At 74.1% G+C, this 3,553-nt stretch carries 5 protein-coding genes; 2 read left to right on the top strand and 3 right to left on the bottom strand.

The genetic code is table 11. The features are described 5' to 3' along the window. Positions 1–110 precede the first annotated feature (110 nt). The 3 genes from ABZY44_RS37425 to ABZY44_RS37415 form a co-directional block, all read right to left on the bottom strand. Positions 111–542: a hypothetical protein gene (locus ABZY44_RS37425; protein WP_356661979.1), complete on the bottom strand. Its 432-nt coding sequence runs from the start codon at positions 540–542 to the stop codon at positions 111–113. Positions 543–624: 82 nt separating this feature from the next. After that, positions 625–1,557 carry a hypothetical protein gene (locus tag ABZY44_RS37420; RefSeq protein WP_356661977.1) on the bottom strand — a complete coding sequence of 311 codons (933 nt, stop codon included), beginning with the start codon at positions 1,555–1,557 and terminating at the stop codon, positions 625–627. A gap of 381 nt (positions 1,558–1,938) precedes the next feature. Next, the gene (locus tag ABZY44_RS37415) at positions 1,939–2,280 is read right to left on the bottom strand and encodes a DUF5713 family protein (RefSeq protein WP_356661975.1); all 342 of its coding nucleotides are present in this window, start codon (positions 2,278–2,280) and stop codon (positions 1,939–1,941) included. Between the two features lie 192 nt (positions 2,281–2,472). Here ABZY44_RS37415 and ABZY44_RS37410 point away from each other — a divergent pair, with 192 nt between their 5' ends. Then, a complete protein-coding gene (locus ABZY44_RS37410; RefSeq protein ID WP_356661973.1) occupies positions 2,473–3,114 on the top strand; it encodes a class I SAM-dependent methyltransferase in 642 nt (213 codons plus the stop codon). Positions 3,115–3,281: 167 nt separating this feature from the next. Continuing rightward, positions 3,282–3,533 carry a hypothetical protein gene (locus tag ABZY44_RS37405; protein WP_356661971.1) on the top strand — a complete coding sequence of 84 codons (252 nt, stop codon included), beginning with the start codon at positions 3,282–3,284 and terminating at the stop codon, positions 3,531–3,533. Positions 3,534–3,553 lie beyond the last annotated feature (20 nt).

Here is a 3,553-nt window from a genome sequence, read left to right as displayed (position 1 = left end):
CTGCAGACGGACCTCTCCGCGCTCACCACGGCCGCCGACGGCTGGAAGGCCATGGCGACGCAGTTCAAGACCCTGGAGGGGCCCGGGGCGGGCGCCGTGCGATGCCGGTGCTACGGGAGCTGCGTCACGCTGTGCGAGGCGATGTTGTCGCCCAGCAGCTGGCCTGACCCGCTCCCCGTGCCGGCGTCGAAGGTCCACCGGTTGAGGTCGTTGAGCCAGACTCCGTTGTAGACGCCGCGGCGGGCGCCGGTGTTGTTGAGACCCCAGCGGACCCAGACGTCGTCGTTGGCGCCCGGGTAGCGGTAGTTCACCAGGGAGCTCGCGGTGTTCCAGCAGTCACCCCAGTGGTTGGAGCTGCCGGACCAGCTGCCGCACGGGTTGCGGTACTCGGTGTCGTAGTAGGCCCACAGCCGGCCGTCGGCCTGGATCCCGAGACCCGGCTGGGGAGCGGGGGCGTCGTCGGCCTGGGCCACGAACGGGGTGGCTGTCACGATCGAGGCGGCGAGTACCGCTCCGATCAGCAGAGTGCGCACAGCGCGCATGACTGATCTCCTTGTGGTGGTCGTGGTGGTCGCGGTGGGCGTCGCGCGTCGTGCGTCGTTCACCGCTTGCCGTTCCTTGTGTTCAGTCGGACGCGATCACGGATCGCGCCCGGGACAGTGCGCCGAGCTGGAGCCGGAACGCGGTGTTCACGTCGGCTCGGTAGCGCTCACGCAGCTCGGTCTCGAACTTCCGGCTGAGGCCTGAGGCTGTCTCGGCCAGGCCGGAGGACTGGGCGCAGGTGGCTTCGGCGACCGCCAGCCGGATCTCTTCGGTCCGGGGCACCGGCAGCGCGGCGCGGACGGCGGCGGGGTCGGCGAAGTCGTGGCCTGCGGTGCGCATGCAGACGGCCCAGGGGCGGGTCGCCTCGGAGAACTCAGGTGCTGCCCCGGCACGTTCGCTGACCAGGGAGGTCAGCGAGGTCAGGGTCGTACGGGCCTGGAACCAGCCGGCGAGGTCCCCGTACAGGGTGCGGTCGGCGTCCGACTGGCACCCCTCGGGGCTGCGTCCCATCTCCATGCCGTCAGGGGTGCGAGCGGTGAGACCCTCGGTGCGGGGGCCGTTGGCGGCGAGCAGGGCTTGGACCCGGCGGTCGGCCGGGAGGCTCTCGAAGTAATGCTGGTTGACGTCGTCGCGCTGGTTCCGCTCGGCCACGGCGGCGAGATCGCTGCCGTAGCCGTGCCGCCGGGCCCAGTCGACGTCGTCCAGGACCAACGGGAACTCGCGCGCCTCGGGGACGGGTTGGCGGGGCACCGGCTGGTAGACGAACCCCTTGGCGCGCATGCAGTCGCGGAGCAGGAGCTCCCTGGCGGTGTGCAGCAGGTCCAGTTCTGCCGGGACCGGCTCCCGCGGGGGTTCCGACGCCCGTTCCCCGGACGCGGCCGGGGCGCCGCCACGCTCCGGAAGGGGCGCTCCCCCGGCGGCGAACGGGATGCCGAGGACCACGACGAGCGTCCCGCCGGTGAAGGCGGCCGCCGCCGCCGCGATCGCCACCTTGTGCCGTTTCCTCACGTGCATGGCCCTCACTCCTCACTCCCCGCTCCCCGCACCGCGCTCCCTGTCTCCGGGAGTGGTGCCTTCGGGACGACCGGGCCCCGCACCGTGGACGGGACCGAGTGGAACGCGTTCCCCCGCCCGGCGCCGACGCCCTGTGCGGGAGGCGGCTCCGGTGGGGAACGGCGTTCACACTGCCGGGCCGTGCGGCTGACCGGGCCGGGCCGACGGTGCAGGTGCAGGTCGGCGGGGGCCCGGCGGGCGGACAACGGGACTTGTCCGCGGACAACAGGGGTGCGGAGTCCGGGTCAGCGCGGGCGGGAGAACGAGGAGCGGGGAGCAGGCCGGAGTGCGGCGACGACGCCTATGGGCGGGCGGCGGCCCTGACCCGGGAGCCCCGGGCCCTCACCACTCCCGCGGGGCGATCAGCTTCTCCACGTCCGCGTCCGCGAACCCGTACGCCGAGGCCACGAACCAGAAGTCCTCGGCTATCTCCTCGCGCGCGACGGTCTCGATCCCGCTCCCCGCCGCCTCGAACTCCGCCTCCAGCAGGTTGAACTCCACCGTCGCCGCCGCCGTCAGCACGTACAGCGCGGCCAGGTCCGCCGGCCGCTCCGCCTCGATGCGCTCGCAGAGCCGCAGCAGGATCTCCCGGCCCTTGTCGAGGACGGCGTCGGGAAAGTAGTCGTCGCGGTAGAGCGGCTTGAGGAATTCCCGCCCCGCCACCCGCTCGTTCGTGACCGCCATGGTGATCCCTCGTTCCCTTCGAAGACCCGACCCCACGATCTTGCCCGCCGCCACTGACAACGCCGTCGGGGGCGGGCTCCGGCCTCCGGGACCCGACCCCGGGCATGGCGTCCTACCAGCGGGTAAGGCACGATGGGCCGCCGACCCGCCACGCCGCCGAGCGCGACGGACCCCACCCGCAGGAGGAACACCATGGCCAGCCCCAAGCCGGAGACCCTCGCCGCCTTCGAGGCCGCCAAGGGGTTCATGCCCGTGCGGGAGGGCCTCGCGCTGTACGAGGCGGCCGCCGCCGCGGCCTCGCTCGGGCTGCCGCTCCTGGAGGTCGGGACCTACTGCGGCCGTTCCACCATCCTGCTGGCCGACGCCGCCCGCGAGGCCGGGGTCAGCGCCATCACCGTCGACCACCACCGGGGCAGCGAGGAGCAGCAGCCCGGCTGGGAGTACCACGACCCGACGGTCGTGGACCCGGAGATCGGGCTGATGGACACGCTGCCCACCTTCCGCCGCACCCTGCACCGGGCCGGTCTGGAGGACCACGTCATCGCGGTCGTCGGCCGCTCCCCGCAGGTCGCCGCCGCCTGGGGCGGTCCGCTCGGCCTGGTCTTCATCGACGGCGGGCACACCGACGAGCACGCGACGGGCGACTACGAGGGCTGGGCCCCGCACGTGGCCGAGGGCGGCACGCTGGTGATCCACGACGTGTTCCCGGACCCGGCCGACGGCGGCCAGGCCCCGTACCGGATCTACCTGCGCGCCCTGGCCTCCGGCGCGTTCGAGGAGGTCTCCGTGACCGATTCCCTGCGCGTCCTGCGCCGCATCGGCTCGGGCATCTGACCCGGGCCGCCCGAAGGCGGCCGCACCCGCGCGTCGCGCCCGGACCCCGTTTCCCCGGCCCCGGCCCCGGCCCCGGCCCCGGCCCCGGCCCCGGCATATAAGCGCACCGCGCCCCCGAATGGCGCAGGGTCCGTACGTACGACCGACCCCCGGTCTAGCATCGCCGGGTGCGCTACGACGACAGCTCCCCGTCCCCCGAGTCCGCCTCCTCGGTCAGCCCGGACCGGCCCTGGTACGCCCGCCGCTCCACCCTGGCCGTCGCGGTCGCCGCGCTCGCCCCGGCCGCTCTGGCGGCGTGGGTGCTGACCGAGGTGCTCGGCGGCTCCGGCCCCGACGACTCGCGGCCGCCCCGGATCGTGATGCCGCTCGCCGCCTCGAAGGCGGCCGGGGCGGCCGCGGCGGCCCCGGTGCCGATGTAGCCGAGGAGGCAGGGGCGGCC

The sequence above is a fragment of the Streptomyces sp. NPDC006544 genome (genome assembly GCF_040611715.1).
In the GTDB taxonomy this organism is placed as follows: Bacteria; Actinomycetota; Actinomycetes; order Streptomycetales; family Streptomycetaceae; genus Streptomyces.
The sequence above is the reverse complement of the archived record's forward strand: the minus strand, read 5'-3'. Positions and strand labels throughout refer to the sequence as shown.

Bases quoted from the DNA above. Each gene is read 5' to 3' on its own strand.
- ABZY44_RS37425 (WP_356661979.1), bottom strand. From the start codon at position 542: ATGCGCGCTGTGCGCACTCTGCTGATCGGAGCGGTACTCGCCGCCTCG.
- ABZY44_RS37420 (WP_356661977.1), bottom strand. From the start codon at position 1,557: ATGCACGTGAGGAAACGGCACAAGGTGGCGATCGCGGCGGCGGCGGCC.
- ABZY44_RS37415 (WP_356661975.1), bottom strand. From the start codon at position 2,280: ATGGCGGTCACGAACGAGCGGGTGGCGGGGCGGGAATTCCTCAAGCCG.
- ABZY44_RS37410 (WP_356661973.1), top strand. From the start codon at position 2,473: ATGGCCAGCCCCAAGCCGGAGACCCTCGCCGCCTTCGAGGCCGCCAAG.